Here is a 20,399-nt window from a genome sequence, read left to right as displayed (position 1 = left end):
GTCGGCTCGCCTGCAAGCAGCGCCGACCTCCCTAGGAGCGACGCGTGTCCTCACTGCTCTACACCCTCGGCCGCTGGGCGTTCGGCGCCCGCAGGCTCGTGCTGATCCTCTGGATCGCCGTGCTCGCCCTCGCGGGTGGCGGCGCGCTGCTCTTCAACCAGGGAACCGACAACGCCTTCTCCATCCCCGGCACGGAGTCTCAGGAGGCGCTCGATTCGCTCGACCACACCTTCCCGCAGGTGGCCGGTGCCTCGGCGCAGATCATCGTCGTCGCACCGGAGGGCGACACCGTCGAGGACGCCGGGGTCCGATCGACGATCGACGACGCCGTCACCGCCCTGGGCGATATCGGGCAGGTGGAGCAGGCGGTCTCCCCCTTCGACGAGAACGTGACGGGGGCGGTCTCGGAGGATCAGCGGGCGGCGCTCATCTCGATCCAGTTCGACGGGGCGCAGACCGACATCACCGCCGCCACCATCAGCGACGTCGAGGACGCGGAGGCGAGCCTCGCGAAAGCGCTCCCGGCCGGAGCGGAGGCCTCCCTCGGCGGGCAGCTGTTCAGCAACAGCCTCCCGACGTTGAGTGTCATCGAGCTCGTCGGCGTGGTCGTCGCGCTCGTCGTCCTCATCCTCACCTTCGGATCCTTCCTCGCCGCGGGCATGCCGCTCATCACCGCCCTGCTCGGGGTCGGCATCTCGATGGCGCTCATCTTCGTGGCGACGGTCTTCGGGCCGATCTCCTCCACGACGCCGATGCTCGCGCTCATGCTCGGCCTGGCCGTCGGTATCGACTACGCGCTGTTCATCATCTCAAGACACCAGGACGGCCTGCGCAGCGGGCTCGACCCGGCCGAGTCGGCCGCCCGCGCGACCGCGACGGCCGGTTCCGCCGTCATCTTCGCGGGCCTCACGGTCATCATCGCCCTCCTCGGGCTCGCGGTCGCGAACATCCCGTTCCTCACGACGATGGGTGTCGCCGCGGCGGTCGGCGTCGCGATCGCGGTCGTCATCTCGCTCAGCCTCATCCCGGCCATGCTCGGCTTCGCCGGCGAGCGCCTCCGGCCGAAGGCCAGGCGGGCCGGCAAGCGCGCGGCGGCCCGGGGCGCCGCCGAGGCGGCCGACGGCCCACAGACCGCGGTCCCTGAGCCCCACAACGCAGTCCCTGAGCACCACAACGCGGTCCCTGAGCCTGTCGAAGGGCACCCCAACCGCTTCTTCCTCGGCTGGGTGCGAGGCGTCACGCGACTCCCCATCGTCACGATCGTCGCCGTCGTCGCCGTCCTGGGCGCCCTCGCCATCCCCGCCCTGTCGCTCCGACTCGCGCTCCCCGACGCCGGTTCGCTGCCGGAGGGCGACGGAGCCCGCACGACGTACGACCTCGTCTCCGAGCACTTCGGTGAGGGCTTCAACGGGCCGCTCATCGTCACCGGCGGCATCGTCGGCAGTACTGACCCGCTCGAACTCATGGCCGACCTCAAGCAGGAGATCGAGGGACTCGACGGCGTCGCCGCCGTCCCGCTCGCCACCCCGAACGCGACGGCCGACACCGGCATCATCCAGGTCATCCCGAGCGGCAGTCCCGACTCCCAGGCGACGAAGGACCTCGTCGCCGAGATCCGGGGACTGCACCAGTACTTCCAGGACGAGTACGGCGTCGACCTCCAGGTCACCGGGTTCACGGCCATCGGCATCGACATCTCCGACCGCCTCGGCGGCGCCCTCCTCCCCTTCGGCCTCATCGTCGTGGGCCTCTCGCTCGTGCTCCTGACGATGGTCTTCCGCTCCATCTGGGTCCCGATCAAGGCGACCCTCGGCTACCTGCTGTCGGTCGCCGCGTCGTTCGGCGTCGTGGCCCTCGTCTTCGAGCACGGCGTGTTCGCCGAGGCCCTCCACGTCGCGAGGACCGGTCCGGTGATCAGCTTCATGCCGATCATCCTCATGGGTGTCCTGTTCGGGCTCGCGATGGACTACGAGGTCTTCCTCGTCTCCCGGATGCGCGAGGACTTCGTCCATTCAGGACTCGCGAAGCGATCCGTCGAGACCGGCTTCCTCGGCTCGGCGAAGGTCGTCACCGCCGCGGCCGTCATCATGTTCGCGGTCTTCGCCGCCTTCGTGCCCGAGGGCGACACGAACATCAAGCCCATCGCCCTCGGGCTCGCGGTCGGCGTCTTCGTCGACGCGTTCATCGTGCGCATGACCCTCGTGCCGGCGGTGCTCGCGCTCCTCGGCGACCACGCCTGGTACCTGCCGAAGTGGCTCGACCGCATCCTGCCGTCCTTCGACGTCGAGGGCGAGGGGCTGCAGCGCGAACTCGAGCTGCGCGAGTGGCGCAACGGTGACGAGGTCGCCATCGCCGCCGCGGGAGTCACCCTGGCCGGTGCGGACGGACCGCTGTACGAGGACGTCGACACGACCGTCGCCGTCGGCGGCGTGCTCGCGGTGCAGGGCACGCGCCCGGTCTCGGTCACCGCCCTCCTGCTGACACTGGCCGGTCGCCTCGAACCCGACCACGGCCGCCTCAAGGTCGCCGGTCTGGTCCTGCCGGTCCGCGCCGGGGCGGTGCGGTCCCGCGTCGCGTACGTCCGTCTCGACCACGGCGAACCCGTCGGGACACTCGCCACGGCGCTGGCCGAACGCCCCGCCGTCATCGTCCTCGACGGGGTCGACACCGTGCCGGACGACGACACGAGACGCGGACTGTACGAGCGCCTCCTGACGGCGACCAGGGCCGCGGAGCGCACGCGCCGGCCGCTCACGATCGTCGTCGGCACCGCTGACGCGTCCTCGCTCGCCGACGTCCTGCCGACCACGACGGCCGAGGTGCTCGACCTCGACCGCACCGCCTCCACCACCACGTCCACTCCCACCGCCATCGCTGAATCGAAGGTCGACGCATGAGCACCATCCTGAACCGCCTCGAACGGGCCCGCTCCGGCAAGGGCATCACGGTCGTCTCGATCATCGGCCTCATCCTCGTGCCGCTCGTCATCGCGGGTGGACTCGTCTGGGCCCTGTGGAACCCGACGGAACGACTCGGTCAGGTGACCGCCGCCATCGTGAACGACGACAAGCCGGTCACCGTCGACGGCCAGACCGTGCCGCTCGGACGCCAGCTCTCCGCGGGCCTCGTCGACGGCGACCAGAAGACCAACTACACCTGGGTCATCACCGACGCGTCCGACGCGAAGGCCGGCCTCGCCGACGGTTCGTACACGGCGGTCGTGACGATCCCGGAGAACTTCTCGAAGGCCGCGACCTCGTTCTCCGGCGACGCCGCCGACGCCGAGCGCGCCCGCCTCGACGTCACGACGAGCGACCGCAGCAAGCTCGTCGACGACGCCATCTCCCAGACGATCACGCAGACCGCGGCTTCGCTCCTCGGTCGGCAGCTCACCACCACCTACCTCGAGAACGTCTACGTCGGGTTCAACACCCTCCACGACCAGCTCGGTGAGGCCGCCGACGGTGCGAAGCAACTCTCGACGGGCGGACTCTCGCTCGCGCAGGGTGCGCAGCAACTCGCGAACGGCACCACGCAGCTGGCCACGGGCGCGACGCAGTTGTCGTCGGGTGCGACGCAGCTGAGCGACGGGGTGGATGCGCTGGCCGACGGCGCCACGCAGCTCTCGTCCGGTGCGTCGCAACTGAGCGGCGGCGCGAGCCAGCTCGCCAGCGGAGCGGCGACGCTGTACGCCGGGACGCAGGGTGACGGGAGCGCGGACAACCCGGGGCTGGTCGGTGGGGCCAATGGGCTCGCCGAGGCGGCGACCGGAACCTCCCGCGTCGCCGACGCGACGAAGGCTGCGGCGACGTCCGTGGCGGCTCGCTGCCTGGACCCGGTGAAGGCGGCAGCGCTGACGGCGATCGACCCGACGCTGTGCAAGGACATCCTCACGACCGTCGGCACCGCCACCGCCCTCACCGACGGCGACGTCTCGACCGGGTATCCCGGCACCACATCGCTGGCGACGACGACCAAGCAGTTCTCCTCCGGCATGCCCGCACTCGTCGACGGCATCGCCAAGATCAACACCGCGGCGGCGCAGATCGCGGCCGGAGCGGCAGGCCTCGCCGATGGTGCGTCCAAAGCCGCCTCCGGGACGACGCAACTGCAGACGGGGGCGTCCGCACTCGCCGACGGCGCGGCGCAGTCGGCGACCGGTACGACCCAGCTCGCCGACGCGTCGAACCAGCTCGCTTCGGGCGCCGGCACCCTGTCCGGCGGAATCACCTCGCTCGCGTCCGGTCTGCAGAGCGCGGTCGACAGCCTGCCGACCTACACGAGCTCCGACCGACAGACGCTCGCGGACGTCGTCGCCGACCCGGTCTCGGCCGGCGATTCGGCGACGGTGTCCTTTGGCACGAACAGCGCTCCCTTCTACGCCGTCCTCGCCCTCTGGCTGGGTGCGCTCGCGAGCTTCCTCGTGCTGCGGCCGGTGCCCGTGCGGGCGTTCGGATCCACCCGCTCATCGCTGCGGCTCGCGCTCGGGGCCTTCGTCCCGGCCGGAGCGATCGGGATGCTGCAGGGCCTGCTCGTCGCCGTCATCACCGCACCGCTGCTGGACCTCGACGCGGGCGGCTGGCTCGGCTTCGCCGGGGTCGCCGTCCTCGCAGGGCTCGTCTTCGCCGCCGCCAACCAGGCACTGAACGCCCTGTTCGGTGGTGCAGGTCGGTTCATCTCGATGATCGTCGCGCTCGTCGGTCTGGCGACCGGGATCATCGCGACCGCTCCGCAGGTGCTGAACCAGATCCTCGCGTTCCTGCCGATCGCACCGGCTCTCGGTGGTCTGCAGGCGATCGCGATCGGTGACGCGGGAGCAGCGGCCGGCGTCGTCGGCCTCGTCCTCTGGCTCCTCGGATCGCTCGCCGCCACGACGTTCGCGATCGCCCGGGCGAGGACCACGTCGGTGAAGGCCCTCGTCCCGGCCGTCGCCTGATGCCCGGTGAGCACCCCGCCGGTAGGCTGGGGTGATGAGCAGCAGCGAAGACCGGGAACTGGCCGAATGGGGCGAGCAGCGCAAGCGTCGTCAGCGGCTCATCGCCTGGGTCCTCGTCGTCGCGCTCGTCCTCGGTGGAGGCGGCGCGACCGTCCTCGGCTTCATCTTCACCTAGCCGACCGCCCTTCCTTTCCGGTCGCCAGCGCGGTGCGCTGACGCGAGCGCGCCCCACACGCGCGAGCGCGGGTCTCCGGAGGGTCGCGCTCATGCGCGAGACCCGCGCCCAGGCCGGAACCGTGCATCTCGGTTCAGCGCACCGCGCTGGCGCCGGAACCCGACGTCTCGGGCCAGCGCACCGCGCTGACCGTCGTCAGGGCCTGGCGTCGTGCAGGTCTCGCTGTTTGACGATGCGCTCCGGGTTCGCCGGACGCATGCCGACGATGATCTTGCCCCGCGCGTGCAACCGCTCGAGATCCTCGAACGCGTCGATGATCAGGTCGAACGGGTAGAACGCCGAGACGACGACCTTCAACGCGTGGTCGGCGGCGTAGTCCGCGAGGCGTTGCAGCTGCTTCGTGGCGTGCGCCGAGAACTCCTCGTCCGGCTCGAGTGCGGCGAGCTCGATGGCCTTCCGATCCTCGCTCGACCGGTACTTCTCCGGCGGGACACCGAGTTCGAACGCGAGCTCCTGACCGTCCTGACCGAAGTTGTCGATGAACGCCGTCACGCCCTCTGGCGCGAGCGTGCGGATCCGATCAGCCATGCCCTCGCCGTAGACGACCGGTTTGACGCCCTGTTCACGGAGGAAGTCGTGATTGCGCTCACCGCAGGTGCCGATGACCCGCACGCCCGCGAACTTCGCCAGTTGCGCCTCGATGTTCCCGACGCCACCGGCCGCAGCCGAGATGACGAGCGTGTCGCCCTGCTTGAGGTGCAGCCCGTCGAGCGTGTCGAGCGCCGTCAGTCCGGCGAGGTAGAGCCCGCCGGCCTCCTCCCAGCTCACGCGCTTCGGCTTGCGGACCAGGGATGACGCCGGGACGACGACCTGGGTGGCGTGCGCGCCACGGACGGCGTGACCGATCACCTCGTCGCCCCGCTTCCAGCCCTCGACCCCGGTTCCGACCTCGCGGACCAAACCGGCGAAGTCGCTCCCCTGCCCCGTCGGCAGCTCGATCGGCACCGTCTCGGCGAGGTGCCCCTCGCGGACGAACGCCTCGATGTGGTTGATGCCGCTCGCGAGGACGTCGACCACGACCTCGCCCCATCTGGGATGCGGCATCTCGGACTCGATGAACTCGAGTACGTCGGGCCCGCCGTAGCGGGCGTAGCGGAGTGACCTCGTCGTCTGCTTCGAACCGAACATGGTTCATCTTCCACCTGCAGGTCGCTAGAGCGTCAAACTATCAGCGGGCTTCCAGATTCACCGAGGGCCGCCCGTGACGACGCCCGCTCGCCCAGGAATGGGTGAACGGGCGTCGGTTCGCCCACCTTCGGGCGGATGAGCGGGGTCAGCCCTTCACCGCTCCCGCGGTCAGGCCCTGCACGATGTACCGGCTCGCGAACGCGAACAGCACCATCGTCGGGATGATCGTCAGCACGGCGGCCGCCGACATGGAGCCCCAGTCGATGTTGTAGCTCGTGATGAAGCCGTTGAGCGCCGTCGGGATCGTCTTGTTCGCATCGCTGTTGATGAGCGTCACCGAGAGGAACAGCTCGTTCCAACAGTTCACGAAGTTGAAGATGAACGCCGCGACGATCCCGGGTTTCAGCACCGGGACGAGCACCCGGAAGAGCGCACCGAACCGCGAGCAGCCGTCGATCATGGCCGCCTCCTCGAGGGCGTCGGGGATGTTCTCGAAGAACCCTCGGAGCATCACGGTGCAGAACGGGATGCACACCGCGATGTAGATGAGGATGAGCCCGAACCGGTTGTCGACGAGCTTGAGCTGCGTCATCAGCAGGTAGAGCGGGCCGAGTGCGATGAACGACGGGATCATCTGCGTGGCGAGGAACGCCAGCAGGATCGCCCCCTTGCTCCGGAACTCGAACCGCGCCAACACGTACGCCGACAGCATGGAGATGAAGGTCGCCACGAGGGCAGCGATCGTCGCCACGATGAGGCTGTTGACGACGTAGGTGCCGAACTGCGCCTTGCTGAACAGACCGAGATAGTTCTCGATCGAGAACACCTCCGGCCAGTACGTCAGCGGGTAGGAGAAGATCGCGCCCGGCTTCTTGAACGAGGTGACGACGATCCAGTACAGCGGGAACACCGTGATGACGAGCCAGAGCCCGAGGAAGAGGAATTTGACGACCTTCGCCGTCCGGGTCTCCTGGTCGATCATGCCTTCACCTTCTTCTCACGCATGGACAGCAGGTAGAACGCGGTGAACACCAGCAGGATCGCGACGACGATGAGTCCGATCGCGGAGGCCCGGCCGTAGTCGCCGCGCTGGGTGGTCGCGATCATCCAGGTGGTGAGGATGTGGGTCTGATTCGCCGGACCACCGCCCGTCATGCCGTAGATGATGTCGGGGAAGTTGAAGATCCAGATGACCCGGAGCAGCACCGTGAGGGCGAGCGTCGTACGGATGTACGGGATCGTGATCTGGAAGAGCATGCGCGCCTTGCCCGCGCCGTCGAGCGCTGCGGCCTCGAAGAGGTCCTCCGGCACCGACTGCAGCGCGGCGAGGATCATGATCGCGAAGAACGTGACGCCGTACCAGACGTTCGCGACGATGACGGCGAACATCGCGGTGTTCGGGTCGGCCAACCACGGGATCGGGGTGTCGATCAACCCGACCTTCTGGAGCAGGTCGTTGATCACGCCGAACTCGCTGTTGAACATCCAGCGGAACAGGATGCCGATGAGGAAGCCCGAGATGGCCCACGGGAAGAAGATCATCGCCTGGTAGAGGCCGCGGAAACGGAACTTCCGTCGCAGCCACAGGGCGATGCCGAAGCCGATGACGAACTGCGGGACGATCGAGGCCACCACCCAGAGCACGGTGTTCGCCACGACCTTGCCGAAGGCGGGATCGGCGAAGACGGCCAGGAAGTTGGCGAAGCCCACCCACGAGGTGTCGGTGAGGTTGGCGAGGTTCCAGTTGCGGAACGCCATCTGGGAGCCGGCGATCATCGGGTAGTAGATGAAGATCGCCACGAAGATGAACGCGGGGGCGAGGAAGGCGAGGAGGCCGAAGCCGCGGCGCACCGTGAAGGTGCGCCGCCGACGCCCACCGGCGGTCCGCGAGGGACCGGCCGGGGGTGTCGGGGTCGCACGCTGCTGCGTGCGACCCGCTTCGTCAGTGGTGGTCGTCATGGACGGTTACTCGCTCTTCCACTTCTCGGTCCAGTACTCGTCCCAGCCCGCGAGGAGCTTCTCCGGCGTCAGCTGGCCGATGAGGACCTGCTGGATCTCCGAGTCGGACTTCTGGATCCACTCGGTCCACCAGGAGGAGCCGCGCGGCTGCGTGACGCTCAGGTAGGTGTCCGGGTTCTCGTTCATCGTGACGTAGCTGGCCCACGGGCCGGTCTTGTAGAAGTCGCTGTCCGCCGCGCTCTTGACGATCGGGACGAGGCTGTTCTCCTGGGCGAAGGTGGTGGCCTGCTTGTCCTCGGAGAGGAACTCGATGAGCTTCGCGGCCTCGGCCTTGTGCTCGCTCGACGCCGCCGTGCCCCAGCCCGCGGTCGCCATGGGCTGCGCGGCCTTGCCGGTCGGACCGGTCAACAGCGGAGCGGTGCTCCACTGATCGGCCGTGATCGCCTCGGACTGCTCGACGGTCGCGATGACCTCGGGGTCCTGCAGGAGGAACGCGGTCGAACCGTTCGAGAAGCCTTCGACCATCTCGGGGTAGCCCCACGCGACGGACGACGGCGGCGAGGCCTCCTTGAAGAGGTCGAAGTAGGTGTTGACGGCGTCGAGCGCCTCCGGTGCGGAGAAGATCGTGTCGCCGTTGGTCAGCTTGAACGCGTTCTCGGTGTCGAGGTCGTCGGCGACGTAGGCCTCGATGGCCGCGACGACGTTGCTGTTCGCATTGGTGCCGCCACGGAAGGCGTAGCCGAACTGGTTCTTCGAGGGGTCCTGGATCGCCGAGGCCTGCTCGAGGAGGTCGTCCCAGCTCGTCGGGGGTCCGTCGAAGCCGGCCTCCTTGATGAGGTCGGTGCGGTAGAACAGGCTCAGACCGTAGAAGCCGTAGGGCACGTAGTAGACCTTGCCGTCCTCGCCCTTCGCGTACTTCGTCGCGTTGTCGGTGAGGTCGTCCCAGCCCTTCCAGTCCTCGAGCTCGCCGCTCATGTCGTCGAGCCAGCCGTTGGTGGAAAACGGGCCGACGGTGATGTCGCGGACCTCGAGCACGTCGACGCCGGAGCCGGACTGCAGCATCTGGGTGATCTTCTGGTCGGCCTGGTCGGTCGGCGGCGAGATGAGCTCGACCTTGATCTTCGGGTTGTCGGCCTCGAAGTCCGCGATGAGCGACTTCAGGACCTCGGTCCGGGCGGGGTTGGTCAGGCTCTCGACCATCTGCAGGGTGACGGTGCCGTCGCTCGCGCCGCCGGCACAGGCCGACAGGGCGAGGCCGGTGACGACGGACAGGCCGATGGCGGCCGTTGCGCGTGACTTCCTCATGCTCGCTTCTCCTTTGAGTGGTGCTGGTGGGGGTGCTGCGGGGGGGGTGGATGCTGTGGTGCCGGTGCGGTGGTGCGGGTGTGGTGATGTCGGGTCGGGCGGGTCCGCGCTCAGCTCGTGGCAGCGCGTTCCTCCTCGGCCCATCGCGCGAGCACCGGGACGGCGTGCTCGGCGAAGTGTTCGAAGTCCTCGGGGGTGTTGTAGACGTGGGTGGAGAGTCGGACGTAGCCGATCCCGTCGAGGCTCGTGAACGCGCCCTCGACACCGAGCTCGGCGGAGACGCGGTCGCGGAGCCCGTCCGCGGTCGCGTGGGTCGTCGCGAGGCCGGTCGGGAGCTTGACGAGCCGGAGGGCGTTGACGGGCATGCCCACGTCGACGTGGCTGTCCTCGCCGGTGATGGCGGTCACGGCGTCGGCGACCACCTCGACCGCGTAGTCGGCGAGCTCGGTCATGTAGTCCCTGGCGGCCGACCAGCCCCAGAGGTCCTCGATGAACCCGAGCGAGGTCGCCGCGGCGAGGTAGCTCGTGACGTCGACCGTGCCCTGGGTGTCGAAGCGCTGCGGGAACGGGTACGGGGAGCCCCAGGAGTCGATGAGCGGGTAAAGCTCCTGCGCGAGCGGGCTGCGGGCGACGAGGACGGCGGCACCGCGCGGGGCGCACCCGAACTTATGCAGGTTGCCGACCCAGAAGTCGCAGTCGAGGTCGCGCATGGGATCGGCGTAGAGGCCGGGGACGTGGGCGGCGTCGACGAGCGTGGGGATGCCGGCGGCACGGGCGGTGGCGGCGATCTGCTGGACCGGCAGGAGTCGGGCGGTCGGCGAGGTGATCTGGTCCATCACGATGAGGGCCGTGCGGTCGCTGAACTCGGCGACGACGGCGTCGTGGGCGGTCTGCGCGTCGGCGTCGAGCGGGATACGGGCGGTCCGGACGGTGCCGCCCCAGCGTCGCGCGAGGCGCTCCGCTCCCATCGTGACGGCGCCGTAGCCGTGGTCGGTGACGATGATCTCGAGGCCGCGCTGCACGGGGAGGCTGGAGAACACGACGCTCGCCCCGGCGCTCGCGTTCGGAACCATGGCGAGCTGGTCGACCGACGCCCCGAGGAAGTCGGCGACCCCGACACGGGCGGCGCCGACCTTGGCGGGGAGGGCCGGGAACCAGGTGAGGGGTGCGGCCTCCATCTCGCGGCGGAGGGCCTGCTGGTGCTCCTGCGCGACGATCGGCACCGCCCCGAAGGATCCGTGGTTGATGTGGCGCTTGGTCGGATCCAGCGTCCACCCGGCCGTTGCCGGTCGGCCGTCGCCGAGCGTGAGCGGCGCTGGCCGTGCGATGGTGCGAGTGTCCACAGTGACGTTCCTCCGAGTCGATTATGCAGTGGATTGTCCGATAACCATAGGGGCAACGTTTGATGACTTGGGTTTCTGTCGTGTTACAAGTGATCGCTCAGGTCGTTTCCGGATCGACTCATCGGATGACTTGGTCTTCGAAGGTGGAGTCATCGGATGTCTCATGGTCCGCGGCGGCTCGCGGATCACCGGTGACGGGCCGCTACGATGGCGGGACGACCCCTGAGGAGGAGCCGCATGTCCGCAGTCGACACCGCGTTCCACGGCCTGCGACACATGATCGCGTCGGGACGACTCGTGGCGGGGCAGCGGTTCCCGGCCGAGAACGAGCTCTGCGACGAACTCGGCGTGTCACGCGGGTCCCTCCGTGAGGCCGTCCGCATGCTGGCCGCCCTCGGGATCATCGAGTCGCGGCACGGCTCGGGCACCTACGTGTCGATGCTCCGGCCCGAGGAGATCATCGGCAGCCTGTCGCTCACGGTCGATCTCCTCCCCCTCGACGGTCTCCTGCAGATGTACGAGCTGCGGCGGGTACTCGAGACCCATGCCACCTCGCAGGCCGCTGCCCGCGCGAGCGACGAGGTGCGCGCCGAACTCGCCGAGCTCGTGGAGGCGATGGAACGCACGACCGATCCCGCCGAGTCGAGCGAGCTTGACCACCGGTTCCACGAACTCATCGCACGGACGGCCGGGAACGCCACGCTGACAGCTCTGCTCCAGGTCTTCCGGTCGCGATCACGTGCCTACGACGTCTTCAGCCTGCCCGCCGGCGACGAGCTGCGTCGGGTCAGCAACCGCGGTCACCGGGCGATGACCGAGGCGATCATCTCGCGCGACCCCGTCGGGGCCGCCGGGGCGGCATCAGCGCATGTCGCCCAGACCGAGGAGTGGTTGCGCGTCCTCCAACCGCCGGCCACCCCCGCCGACTGAGCTCTGGTTGCGCCAGCGCGGTGCGCTGACGTCAGCGCGGGTCTGTGGCGCGAGCGCGGGTCTCCGGAGGGGTGCGCTCGGCGCCATGGCCCGCAGTCACGCCGGTTGAGGCGCCGTCACGCGAGCGCACCGCGCTGGGGCCGATTCCCCCGCGCTCGTGCCGGCGCGGTGCGCTGACGGCGGCGGTTACGAGGTCGGGAGGATGGGCGTGCCGATGAGCCGCTCGAGGTCGGTCCAGAGCGCCGACGCGACGTCTCGATCGGTCGTGATCGCTGCCGGCGTCTGTCGGACGGCGTCGCCCTTCGTCAACCACCGGGGACCGTAGAACCAACCACCGTCGGCCGCCTCATCGGTGACCGCTCGGAGCGTCGGCTCGGCACCCCGCTGCTTGCTCTGCGCATAGACGGACTGCAGGGTGTCGGAGAAGCGGCGCTTACGGGTCGGCTCGTTGACGCCGGGGACGCGACGGTCGAGTCCGTTGACCGAGTAGCCGGGGTGTGCGACGAGGGCCCGGACGGTGCTGTGCGACGCCTCGAGCCGACGGTCGAGCTCGAAGCCGAGCGACGAGAGGGCGATCTTGGACTGGGCGTACGCCTGCCAGCCGCTGTACCCGTCGCGGAGCTGCAGGTCGTCGCCATGGAACCGGACGAGCAGGGTGGAGAGGCTTCCGAGGAGCACGACGCGCGGCGCGGAATCGTGGGCGTCCGCCGTGCGCTGCAACACCGGCAGGGCTTCGGCGAGCAGGGCGGCGTGGCCGACGACGTTCGTCGCGAAGACCAGCTCGATGCCGTCGGCCGTCTCCTGCCGCTCCTTCGGCATGTGCACCATCCCGGCGTTCGCGACGAGGGCGTCGAGACGGTCGAGGTCCGCGAGTCGCTCGCCCGCCGCGCGCGCCGAGGCGAGCGAGGAGGTGTCGAAGGGGAGGTGGCTGAGCCGGGCGTCGGGCACCTTCACCCGGATCGCGCGCATCGCCGTCTGGGTCTTGGTCGCACTCCGCGACGCGAGCACGACCTCCGCGCCCGCTCGTGCGAGCCCGAGACTCGTCCAGAAGCCGAGGCCGGCGTTCGCTCCGGTGACGAGGACGACGCGTCCGGTCTGATCGGGCAGGGAGTCGGCGTTCCAGGTCATGGACTCATGATGGCGCAGGACGCTGGACACCGCCCGAAGAAGCGTCACCCCTTGCCCTGGCTCACCCGAGGTGCCAGCGCGGTGCGCCGACGCGACCGCGAGCGAATCGGGCCGAGTGTGGGCGGACGGGCCTGATCGCACGCGAACGGGCTTCACCGCGGGCCACGCGCGTGGGCGCGACCCTCCGGAGACCCGCGCTCACGCCACAGACCCGCGCTCGCGTCAGCGCACCGCGCTGGCCGAAGGGAACACGCGGGATCAGTGCTGGTTGGCGAGACGCTCGTGGTGGTGGATGACCTCGGCGACGACGAAGTTGAACCACTTCTCGGCGAAGGCCGGGTCGAGGTGCGACTCTTCGGCGAGCGCCCGGAGACGGGTGATCTGCCGCTGTTCGCGCGCCGGATCGCTCGCGGGCATGTCGTGCTCGGCCTTCAGACGACCGACCTCCTGGGTGCACTTGAACCGCTCGGCCAGCAGGTGGACGAGCGCCGCGTCGATGTTGTCGATGCTGCTCCGCAGGCGACCCAATCGCTCGGTGGCCGCCTGGTCGTCCGCCGCAGCGGCGCCGGTCGTGGGTTCGGGTTGCTGCTCGGCCTGGCTCATGCGAAAACTCTAGCAACGCGCCCGGGGCGGTAGACGGGTCGCCGGGCGATCCCCAGCCGGTTCACCGCGGAGCCTCGACGAGACAGCCGGCCTCGAGATGCAGCCGCGCGTCGGCCTCGGCGACCGCGACCGGATCGTGGCTCACCTCCACCACCGTCGCGCCACGGTCGGCCTCCGCCCGGAGCACCTCGCGGATCGCCAGCCCAGCCGCACGATCGAGACCGACGGTCGGTTCGTCGAGCAGCAGGAGGTCGGCCTCACGCGCGAGCGCCTGCGCGACGAGGACCCGCTGGCGCTGTCCACCCGACAGCTCACCGAAGGAGCGTCCGGCGAGGTGCAGGACGTCGAGGCGGGCGAGGCTCTCGTCGACGATGCGGCGGTCCCTCGCCCCGAGTCGACCCCACCAGCGACGCAGCGTCGGCCAGCGTCCCATCGATGCGACATCGCGCACCGTGACCGGGAAGCGCTCGGGCACGGCACTGCGTTGCGGGACGTAGGCGGCGGACCGACCGTCGAGGCCGTCGACGCCGCCCGAGCTCGGTCGGTGCAGGCCCGCGATCACCGCGAGCAGCGTCGACTTCCCCGCCCCGTTCGCCCCGGTGACGACGGTGATGGCGGCCACGCCGACCTCGACCGAGATCCCGTGCAGGACGCGCGCGCCGTCGTACTCGGCCGTCACGTCGCGGAGTCGGATGCCGGACACGACGGGTCGACCTGCCGTCGGAGGGCGAGGGGTGCTCGTCGTGGATCGCATGCCACGACCCTATCAATATTGAGAATCGTTTTCATGTAGAGTGCTCGACCATGACCTGGATCACCGAGCCGTTCACCGCGGCCTTCCTCCTGCGCGCCCTCGTCGGCGGTCTGCTGGTGGCGGCCGTCTGCGGTGTCGTGGGCACCTGGGTCGTCCTCCGCGGCCTCGCGTTCCTCGGGGAGGCGATGGCCCACGGCATGCTGCCCGGCGTCGCCACCGCCGCGCTCCTCGGCCTGCCGCCGGTCGCCGGCGCGGCCGTCAGCGCAGTCGTCATGACCGCCGGCGTCAGCCTCGTCTCGCGGCGCGGCAGGCTGTCCCACGACACCTCGATCGGTCTCCTCTTCGTCGGCATGCTGGCCCTCGGGGTCATCATCGTGTCGTCGAGCAGATCGTTCGCCACGGACCTCACGGCGATCCTCTTCGGCGACATCCTCGCCATCCGGCCCGCGGACCTGGCGGGCCTCGCCATCGCCCTTCTCGTCACCGTGGGCGTCGCGGTCGCCTTCCACCGCCCGTTCGTCGCGCTCGCCTTCGACCGCCGGGTCGCGCAGACCATGGGCCTCCGGCCGAGACTCGCCCACGCGATGCTCGTCGGCCTCGTGACCCTCGCGGTCGTCGCCTCCTACAGTGCCGTCGGCACGCTGCTCGTCGTGGCCCTCCTCCTCGGGCCGGCCGTCGCCGCGGCCCATTGGGCGCGTCGCATCCCGCTCATCATGCTGCTCGCCTCGGGCTTCGGCGGCCTCGCCGTGCTGCTCGGACTGCTCCTCTCCTGGTACGGCGACACCGCGGCCGGAGCGTCCATCGCCGCCTGCTCGATCCTGCTCGCCACGGTGTCCTGGGGCGCGCGGGCGCTCGTCGGACGGCTCCGGCGGCCCACCGACCGACACCTCGACCACCCCGACGACCACCTCTCCGAACCGACCCACCTGGAAAGCGCACCGTGCACCGACTCCTCCGACCGACCATCCGACCAGGCGGCTCCCGCCCGACCAACGACCGGCTCCCCCGCGTCACACGCACCGCGCTCACTCTCGGCGCCCTCGCACTGACCCTCACCGCCTGCGCGCCGCAGGGGTCGGCATCACCCACCGCGTCGGCCTCGGACGAACCGCGCGGACACGGCTACGTCGAGGGCGCGAGTGAGCTCCCCGAGCCGCAACTGCACCTCGCGACCGCCGACGTCGACGGCACCGTCGAGCTGACCGACCTGCTCGGCGAGGAGCGCACGACGCTCGCCGAGCTCGGCCCGATCTCGGCGCTCACGGGCGACGGTCGGTTCGTCGCCGCGCAGTCCGAGCCCGCCGGCACCGTGACGATCATCGACACCGGTGTGTGGACGGTCGATCATGAGGACCACCAGCACTACTACCGCGCCGAGGCGCGGGTCGTCGGCGAGATCGAGGGCGACGGACCAGCGACGATCACCGCGGGTTCGACGACCACCGCCGTGCGGTTCGCCGGTTCGGGCGAGACACTCCTGCTCGACACCGCCGCACTCGGCAGGGGCGACATCACGCAGTCCGGTCGGATCCGGACCTCGCCCGGTACTCCCGGGCTCACCGTGCCGATCGGCGAGACCGTCGTCGCGACCGACGGGAGCGGGAGGCTGCATCTCCATGGCGTCGACGGCGACCTCCTCGACCCTTCGTCGGCGTCCGTGACCGCTGCCGACGCGGTGCTCGCCGGGTGCACCGATCCGGCCGGCAGCATCACGACGAACGTCGGCGTCGTCATCGGCTGCGCGGAGGGCGCGCTCCTCGCCGTCGTCGACCGCAGCTCGAGCGAGGCCGACCCGGTCCCCACGTTCGAGGCGATCCCCTATCCTCAGGCTGTCGCCGCCGACGACCGCGCGATGTCCTTCCATTCGCGCCCCGGTCGTCCGACGGTCGCCGCCGTCGCCGGCACCTCCGGCGCCTGGCTGCTCGACACCCGCGAACGTAGCTGGGCCCTGCTGCCGACCTTCACGCCGCTCCAGCTCGTCACCGCCGTCGACGACCGCGACCAGCACGTCGTGGGCCTCACGACGACCGGCGACCTCCTCGTCCTCGACGGTGCCACCGGCGCCGTGACGGGGACCGCGGCCGCACTCGTCGGTGGAGCCGACCTCGCCACGGGCGTCCAACTGGAGGTCGACCAGAACCGCGCCTACCTGAACACCCCGGGCACGCGCACCGTCTCCGAGATCGACTACGGCGACGCCGCGCGGATCGCCCGCACCTTCACCTTCGACACGGCACCGGCGTTCCTCGCCGAGACGGGACGCTGACCATGCGAGCGACCATCCCCCGGACGACCGCCCTCCTGCGCACGACCGCCGTCCTCGCGGCCGGCCTCGTGCTCGGAACCGGCCTGACGAGCTGTGCGGCGAGCGCCGATGACCGCCCACTCGTCGTCGTGACCACGAACATCCTCGGCGACGTCGTCGGTGAACTCGTCGGTGACCAGGCCGAGGTCATGACCCTCATGCCGCCCGACGCCGATCCGCACTCCTTCGAGATCTCCGCACGGCAGGCGGCACGCATCACCGGTGCGCAGCTGCTCGTGTCGAACGGCCTGGGACTCGAGGAGGGACTCACCCGGCACCTGGAGACCGCGGCCGACGAGGGGGTGCCGATCGTCGAGGCCGGCTCGCTCGTCGACGTCCTCGAGACCGAGTCGGGCGCGACCGATCCGCACTTCTGGACCGACCCGACGCAGATGACGTCGGTCGTGGACGGGGTCACCGAGGCGTTGCTCGAGGATATCCCCACGCTCGACGCGGCCGAGCTGCAGGCGAACGCCGCCACGTACACGGCCGGGCTCGAGGCGCTCGACGCCGAGATGGCCGAGGCGTTCGCCGCCATCCCGGCCGAGCAGCGGAAGCTCGTCACCAACCATCACGTGTTCGGGTATCTCGCCGCCCGCTACGACTTCCAGGTCATCGGCGCCGTGATCCCGAGCGGCACCACGCTCGCGGCCCCCAGCGCCTCGGACCTCGACGAACTGTCGACCGCGATCGAGGAGGCCGGCGTCCGGACGATCTTCGCCGACTCCTCGCAACCCGACCGGCTCGTGCAGGTGCTCGCCGACGAGGCGGACGTCGACGTCGACGTCGTCCCGTTGTTCACCGAGTCGTTGACCGCCGAGTCGGGCGACGCCCCCACCTACCTCACCATGATGCGCGCGAACACCGAGCGCATCGCCACCGGACTCTCGCCCTGAGCGGGCGTCCACGAACCGATAGGAAACCATGCAGCAGCAGCACCGCAGTCCCCGGGCATCGCGCCTGAAGCGCGGCCGGGTCCCGTTCCTCGCCGTCGGCACCGCCGCGGCCCTCCTCCTCACCGGTTGCTCGACCGCGAGCGGCTCCGCGCCCGACCCGAGTGCGTCGACCTCCGCCGACCCGCAGCGTCGGATCACCCTCACCTACGACGGCGGCCTCCTCGTCCTCGACGCCGCATCCCTCGAGGTGGTCGGCGACCTCCCCCTCGACGGGTTCAACCGGGTGAACGCCGCCGGCGACGGGCGGCACGTGCTCGTCACCACGACGAAGGGCTTCCAGGTCCTCGACACCGGGACGTGGACGGACGAGGACGGCACCTCGAAGCAGGCCGACCCGGTCCTGACCGACCTCGTCTTCCCCGCCGACACCGCAGGCCACGTCGTCCGTCACGCCGACAAGACCATCCTGTTCGCCGACGGCTCCGGCGACACGACGATCTTCGACAGCGCCGACCTCCTCGAGGCCACCGACGAGCTGCCTGAGACCGAGACCATCCCGTCGGAGGCCGCGCACCACGGTGTGGCCATCGAGCTCGAGGACGGCACCGTGCTGTCCACGATCGGCACCCCGGACGCCCGGACCGGTGTCCGCGTGCTCGACGACTCGCGCACCGAGATCGCCCGCAACGAGCAGTGCCCGTCGGTGCACGGTGAAGGCACCGTCAAGGACGAGGTCGTCGTGTTCGGCTGCAGCGACGGCGTGCTCGTCTACGACAGCGGCGTCTTCACGAAGATCCAGGCGCCGGACGCCTACGGGCGCACGGGCAACCAGTACGTCAGCGAGACGTCCTCCATCGCGGTCGGCGACTACAACAGCGACCCGGACGCCGAGGGCTACGACCTCCGCCAGCTCGCGTTCACCGACACGGTCGCGAAGACGACGAAGATCGTCGACCTGCCGGAGGGCGTCGGCTACACCTGGCGCGACGTCGCCCGAGGGCCGAACGACGAGGTCATCGTGCTCGGCAACGACGGTTCGCTGCACATCCTCGACGAGCAGACGGGTGCCGTCACCGACACCATCGAGGTCATCGACGCCTGGGAGCCGCCGGCCGAGTGGCAGGACGCCCACCCGGCGCTCGTCGTTCAGGACGGTGTCGCCTACGTGACCGACCCGGCGACGAAGTCGATCCACGCCGTGGACCTCGCGTCCGGCGACATCACGACGGGTGAGCTGCCCGGCGTCCCGAACGAGATCGCGGTCGTCACGGGCTGACCCGACCTCACCGCGAGCGCCCGTTCCGTCCTCCCCGCGTCATGCAGGGGACGGAACGGGCGCTCTCGTCGTGCGGGCCGGGCGGTCAGACGCGCTCGGGAGCTCGGAGCACCCCGGAGACGACCGGACGGGTCGCGCGAAGGGCAGCCCACACGAGCCCGATGCCACCGGCGAAGCACCCGACGATGACGAGGACCGACAGCGGGGCGAGGATGACACTGATGCTGGCCATCGGCAGGACGAGCAGGACGCCCAGTCCGGCCGAGCCCAGCGCGACCACCCGCAGGGGCAGCATGACCGCGCGACCGCGAGCCCGTTCCATCACGTCCCGCGGCACCCCCAGGCGGTCGAGGCTGACGTAGAGGTCGCGGCGGTCGAGGACCGCCGAGGCCTGGTTCACCCCGACGGAGCACGCGACCATGAGGAACGACGCGACGAGCGTGATGATCACGCCGGTGCGGATGTCGTCGATGAGGATGGCGCTCTCGCGGTCGAGGTCGGAACCGCCGGCGGCATCCATGAGCGCCACACCGGTCCCCGCGACGACGGCGACGAAACTCGTCATCGCCACGCCGCTGACCTGACGCCACGCCGCCTTCGGCGACTCCAGGATCGTGCGTGCAGCGAGGAGCCGCTCAGGTGTCTTGGCACGCTTGGCCGACCCACGGCCGATCATCCCGACCACCCAGGGGCCGATCAATCCGAGCACGCCCACACCGGCTGCGAACCCGACGCCCAGCACGGCGATGATGGCGGCTACCTCCTGCAACCCCGTCACGACGGAGAGCATGCCGTAGGCGACGATCACGACGACGCCCCCGACGACGATGCGCAGCCAGTGCACGGTCGGCGCCTGCTGCTTCGTGCGGACGCCGAGCGGACTCACGTTCACGGCGCGGAGACCGATGGCGGCGCTCGCTGCTGCGAGCAGCACGACCCCGAGGACCACCGCGGCGATGATCGGGACACCGACCCAGACGCCCTCGACCCCGATCGGGGAACCACCGAACGGAATGAGCCCGACGAGCGGCAGCATGCCGAGGTACAGCAGGATCCCGGCGAACGCACCGAGCAGGGCGACCCCGGCCGACTCGAGGACGGTCATCGCTGTGACCGTGCCGGGTGTCGCGCCGAGGAGTCGGAGGGTGGCGAGTCGGTCGTCGCGGCGCCGTGCGGAGAGCCGCGCGGCGGCCCCGCCGAGCGAGCCGAGCGGGACGAGCAGCAGGGCCAGCGCAAGCACGCTGAGCACCTGGTAGACGAAGGCCGTCTCACCGGTCCACCGCCAGAACATCATCGCGCCGCCGAGCACCGTGAGGACGAGTGCGGTGGTCACGGCGAACGCGACCGCCGGGAGCACGATCGTCGCAGGGCTCTGCGCGCCGGGGCGAGCGAGCATCCAGGTGAGACGGACGACGGGACTCCGACCGCTGCCGGCGGGGACCGGGATCCGGGTCGGTGCGACCCCGAGTGCGGCGGTCACGGTCGGGCTCCGTTCGGGACGACACCGGTCGCCTGACCCGGGTAGGTCTGCGGCGGGTACGGCTGCGCAGCGGGCTGAGGGTACGGCTGCGCAGCGGGCTGGGGGTATGGCTGCTGCGGGA

General features: G+C 70.2%; 17 protein-coding genes. 8 read left to right on the top strand and 9 right to left on the bottom strand.

Annotated features, from left to right (window positions below; genetic code table 11):
- The first annotated feature begins 44 nt into the window (after positions 1–44).
- The 3 genes from RWN05_RS14895 to RWN05_RS14885 are packed head-to-tail and all read left to right on the top strand — an operon-like array spanning position 45 to position 5,111.
- Positions 45–2,897: an MMPL family transporter gene (locus tag RWN05_RS14895; RefSeq protein ID WP_314140117.1), complete on the top strand. Its 2,853-nt coding sequence runs from the start codon at positions 45–47 to the stop codon at positions 2,895–2,897.
- A complete protein-coding gene (locus RWN05_RS14890) occupies positions 2,894–4,936 on the top strand; it encodes a YhgE/Pip domain-containing protein (protein ID WP_314140116.1) in 2,043 nt (680 codons plus the stop codon). The genes RWN05_RS14895 and RWN05_RS14890 overlap by 4 nt, the downstream gene beginning before the upstream one ends.
- 34 nt (positions 4,937–4,970) lie before the next feature.
- Positions 4,971–5,111, top strand: coding sequence for a hypothetical protein (locus RWN05_RS14885; RefSeq protein WP_314140114.1), 141 nt, complete (start codon positions 4,971–4,973; stop codon positions 5,109–5,111).
- A 195-nt stretch (positions 5,112–5,306) separates the two neighbouring features.
- On the opposite strand, the gene RWN05_RS14880 is transcribed toward RWN05_RS14885, so the two are convergent.
- From RWN05_RS14880 to RWN05_RS14860, 5 genes are all read right to left on the bottom strand, one after another.
- The gene (locus RWN05_RS14880) at positions 5,307–6,299 is read right to left on the bottom strand and encodes an NADP-dependent oxidoreductase (protein WP_079001370.1); all 993 of its coding nucleotides are present in this window, start codon (positions 6,297–6,299) and stop codon (positions 5,307–5,309) included.
- A 145-nt stretch (positions 6,300–6,444) separates the two neighbouring features.
- Positions 6,445–7,281 (bottom strand): carbohydrate ABC transporter permease, encoded by an 837-nt coding sequence (locus tag RWN05_RS14875; RefSeq protein WP_064294153.1) that lies wholly within the window; start codon positions 7,279–7,281, stop codon positions 6,445–6,447.
- Complete coding sequence (locus RWN05_RS14870) at positions 7,278–8,258, bottom strand: carbohydrate ABC transporter permease (RefSeq protein ID WP_079705023.1); 981 nt, start codon at positions 8,256–8,258, stop codon at positions 7,278–7,280. The genes RWN05_RS14875 and RWN05_RS14870 overlap by 4 nt, the downstream gene beginning before the upstream one ends.
- A 6-nt stretch (positions 8,259–8,264) precedes the next feature.
- Positions 8,265–9,563 (bottom strand): sugar ABC transporter substrate-binding protein, encoded by a 1,299-nt coding sequence (locus tag RWN05_RS14865; RefSeq protein ID WP_079001368.1) that lies wholly within the window; start codon positions 9,561–9,563, stop codon positions 8,265–8,267.
- A 110-nt stretch (positions 9,564–9,673) separates the two neighbouring features.
- On the bottom strand, positions 9,674–10,906 hold the full coding sequence (locus RWN05_RS14860; RefSeq protein WP_314140111.1) for an aminotransferase class V-fold PLP-dependent enzyme: 1,233 nt from the start codon (positions 10,904–10,906) through the stop codon (positions 9,674–9,676).
- Between the two features lie 237 nt (positions 10,907–11,143).
- Between RWN05_RS14860 and RWN05_RS14855 the strand changes: the two genes are divergently transcribed.
- Positions 11,144–11,836, top strand: a complete 693-nt coding sequence (locus tag RWN05_RS14855) for a FadR/GntR family transcriptional regulator (RefSeq protein ID WP_071262252.1) — start codon at positions 11,144–11,146, stop codon at positions 11,834–11,836.
- A gap of 186 nt (positions 11,837–12,022) precedes the next feature.
- Here the strand turns inward: RWN05_RS14855 and RWN05_RS14850 are convergent, their stop codons facing one another.
- The 3 genes from RWN05_RS14850 to aztA all read right to left on the bottom strand — a co-directional run bounded on the left by RWN05_RS14850 (position 12,023) and on the right by aztA (position 14,321).
- Positions 12,023–12,964, bottom strand: coding sequence for an SDR family NAD(P)-dependent oxidoreductase (locus RWN05_RS14850; RefSeq protein ID WP_314140110.1), 942 nt, complete (start codon positions 12,962–12,964; stop codon positions 12,023–12,025).
- Positions 12,965–13,222: 258 nt separating this feature from the next.
- Positions 13,223–13,567 (bottom strand): chorismate mutase, encoded by a 345-nt coding sequence (locus RWN05_RS14845; RefSeq protein ID WP_079001361.1) that lies wholly within the window; start codon positions 13,565–13,567, stop codon positions 13,223–13,225.
- A 61-nt stretch (positions 13,568–13,628) separates the two neighbouring features.
- Positions 13,629–14,321 carry a zinc ABC transporter ATP-binding protein AztA gene (gene aztA / locus RWN05_RS14840; RefSeq protein ID WP_205847572.1) on the bottom strand — a complete coding sequence of 231 codons (693 nt, stop codon included), beginning with the start codon at positions 14,319–14,321 and terminating at the stop codon, positions 13,629–13,631.
- A 50-nt stretch (positions 14,322–14,371) separates the two neighbouring features.
- On the opposite strand from aztA, the gene aztB reads away from it, so the two are divergent.
- Genes aztB through aztD form a run of 4 tightly spaced genes read left to right on the top strand, consistent with a single transcriptional unit; the run spans position 14,372 to position 18,798 of the window.
- On the top strand, positions 14,372–15,370 hold the full coding sequence (gene aztB / locus RWN05_RS14835) for a zinc ABC transporter permease AztB (protein WP_064296110.1): 999 nt from the start codon (positions 14,372–14,374) through the stop codon (positions 15,368–15,370).
- Positions 15,262–16,587 (top strand): hypothetical protein, encoded by a 1,326-nt coding sequence (locus tag RWN05_RS14830; RefSeq protein WP_314140109.1) that lies wholly within the window; start codon positions 15,262–15,264, stop codon positions 16,585–16,587. The genes aztB and RWN05_RS14830 overlap by 109 nt, the downstream gene beginning before the upstream one ends.
- Positions 16,588–16,589: 2 nt before the next feature.
- A complete protein-coding gene (aztC, locus tag RWN05_RS14825) occupies positions 16,590–17,522 on the top strand; it encodes a zinc ABC transporter substrate-binding protein AztC (RefSeq protein ID WP_314140108.1) in 933 nt (310 codons plus the stop codon).
- 28 nt (positions 17,523–17,550) lie between these two features.
- A complete protein-coding gene (gene aztD / locus RWN05_RS14820) occupies positions 17,551–18,798 on the top strand; it encodes a zinc metallochaperone AztD (RefSeq protein ID WP_314140107.1) in 1,248 nt (415 codons plus the stop codon).
- An 85-nt stretch (positions 18,799–18,883) separates the two neighbouring features.
- On the opposite strand, the gene RWN05_RS14815 is transcribed toward aztD, so the two are convergent.
- Entirely contained in the window at positions 18,884–20,278 is a 1,395-nt protein-coding gene (locus tag RWN05_RS14815; protein ID WP_314140106.1) for an FtsX-like permease family protein, read from the bottom strand.
- Between the last annotated feature and the right edge of the window lie 121 nt (positions 20,279–20,399).

This window comes from uncultured Plantibacter sp., assembly GCF_963518075.1.
GTDB classification, from domain to species: Bacteria; Actinomycetota; Actinomycetes; order Actinomycetales; family Microbacteriaceae; genus Plantibacter; species Plantibacter flavus_A.
Note: the sequence above shows the minus strand (reverse complement) of the source record. Positions and strands in the feature narration are given on the sequence as shown.

Bases quoted from the DNA above. Each gene is read 5' to 3' on its own strand.
- RWN05_RS14890 (WP_314140116.1), top strand. From the start codon at position 2,894: ATGAGCACCATCCTGAACCGCCTCGAACGGGCCCGCTCCGGCAAGGGC.
- RWN05_RS14885 (WP_314140114.1), top strand. From the start codon at position 4,971: ATGAGCAGCAGCGAAGACCGGGAACTGGCCGAATGGGGCGAGCAGCGC.
- RWN05_RS14880 (WP_079001370.1), bottom strand. From the start codon at position 6,299: ATGTTCGGTTCGAAGCAGACGACGAGGTCACTCCGCTACGCCCGCTAC.
- RWN05_RS14875 (WP_064294153.1), bottom strand. From the start codon at position 7,281: ATGATCGACCAGGAGACCCGGACGGCGAAGGTCGTCAAATTCCTCTTC.
- RWN05_RS14870 (WP_079705023.1), bottom strand. From the start codon at position 8,258: ATGACGACCACCACTGACGAAGCGGGTCGCACGCAGCAGCGTGCGACC.
- RWN05_RS14865 (WP_079001368.1), bottom strand. From the start codon at position 9,563: ATGAGGAAGTCACGCGCAACGGCCGCCATCGGCCTGTCCGTCGTCACC.
- RWN05_RS14855 (WP_071262252.1), top strand. From the start codon at position 11,144: ATGTCCGCAGTCGACACCGCGTTCCACGGCCTGCGACACATGATCGCG.
- RWN05_RS14850 (WP_314140110.1), bottom strand. From the start codon at position 12,964: ATGACCTGGAACGCCGACTCCCTGCCCGATCAGACCGGACGCGTCGTC.
- RWN05_RS14845 (WP_079001361.1), bottom strand. From the start codon at position 13,567: ATGAGCCAGGCCGAGCAGCAACCCGAACCCACGACCGGCGCCGCTGCG.
- aztA (WP_205847572.1), bottom strand. From the start codon at position 14,321: ATGCGATCCACGACGAGCACCCCTCGCCCTCCGACGGCAGGTCGACCC.
- aztB (WP_064296110.1), top strand. From the start codon at position 14,372: ATGACCTGGATCACCGAGCCGTTCACCGCGGCCTTCCTCCTGCGCGCC.
- aztC (WP_314140108.1), top strand. From the start codon at position 16,590: ATGCGAGCGACCATCCCCCGGACGACCGCCCTCCTGCGCACGACCGCC.
- aztD (WP_314140107.1), top strand. From the start codon at position 17,551: ATGCAGCAGCAGCACCGCAGTCCCCGGGCATCGCGCCTGAAGCGCGGC.